Genomic DNA, 1,255 nt, shown 5'->3' on the forward strand with positions numbered 1-1,255 from the left:
GGGGTTGTACTTACCGTGTCCGTATGAGCACTATGGGCACGTGGCCCCGCCGCTCGCTGAACTGACCGCCCGCGCCCAGAGCCTCACCTCCGCGGGCAATCTGCAAGCGGCCCGCGAGATGCTCGATCATGCTCTCGACCCTTCGGACACCGACCCGCAGCGCGCCTCCGCGGACCTCGCCACCGCCGCGGCGCTGCACGCCCGGGTGCTGATCGGGCTCGGCGACCCGCACGCCGCCCGCACCTGGGCCGGCTTCGCGCACGCCGCCGAGGAGCGGCTGCATGGGCCCAACGATGAGCGGACCATCGCGGCGGCCGCCACCCACGCCGCGGTGCTCAGCCGGATCGGCAACCACGGGCGGGCCGCTCACGTCTACCGCGACCTGCTGGCCGCGCTGCAGACCGTGGACCCGCCGACCTCCCTGCGGGTGCTGGCCGCCGAGGCCGACCTGGCCACCGCCGAGCACGCGTCCGGGCATTGCACGGTGGCCCGCAACCGCCTCCGCGACGCCTGGACCCGGCACCGCGACGCCTACGGCGACTCGGCGCCGCACGGCATCAAGATGCTGGCCCGGCTGGCCGTGCTGGAACGCGAGTGCGGCCGCGTCGCCGAGTCTCAAGAGCACGTGGCGCTGGCTCAGGAGCTCTGCGCCCGCTACCTGCCGGCCGACCACCCCTTGGTTCAGCAGGTCGACGGCCTGGCCCGAGCCCCACGCTCCGGCAAGCACGTCTGCGGCCGCGTGCAGCAGTCGTCCGGCCCGGCCCCACGGGATCCGGAGAGACCGATTCCGGCGCAACCAAGGGCGGAGCCCTACCGGCCCGCGCAGGCCAAAGCGCAAACAACGGCGCAACCGATGGCGGAGCCGCCGACCGATGAGCACGAGACGCCGCCGGACAATCGGCCGACCGACCCCAAGGGCACCGTCTACCAGCAGCCGCTTTATCTCAGCGACCTCCATCAGGCGCCGGGCGACCCAGCCGGGCGGCACGCGCGAGCCGATACCCCGCTGCCCCGCCCCGGCGACCGCGTCCCGGAGTACACCGAGGAGGGCCGCCGCGTACCCGTGGGGTCCGCGGCCGTGGGCGGCCCCGACCGCTCGATCTGGGCCGACCGCCGGCTGCCCGTACCCGTGGACGAACCCGAACCCGGCACCTCCCGGCGGCCCTTCATCCTGGCCGCGGTCCTGGTCGCCGGGGTGGGCGTGGCCGCCGCGGTGGTGGCCGCCACCCTGCCCCGCGGCGACGACGGCGCCGCG

Annotated in this window: 1 protein-coding gene; it reads left to right on the forward strand. The window is 75.3% G+C overall.

The window, feature by feature from the left end; translation table 11 throughout:
• Window positions 1–40: 40 nt before the first annotated feature.
• A partial coding sequence (locus AB0M20_RS44315) for a fibronectin type III domain-containing protein (protein ID WP_364307576.1) occupies window positions 41–1,255 on the forward strand: 1,215 nt, incomplete at its 3' end.

The sequence above is a fragment of the Actinoplanes sp. NPDC051633 genome, assembly GCF_040681735.1.
Taxonomy (GTDB): domain Bacteria; phylum Actinomycetota; class Actinomycetes; order Mycobacteriales; family Micromonosporaceae; genus Actinoplanes.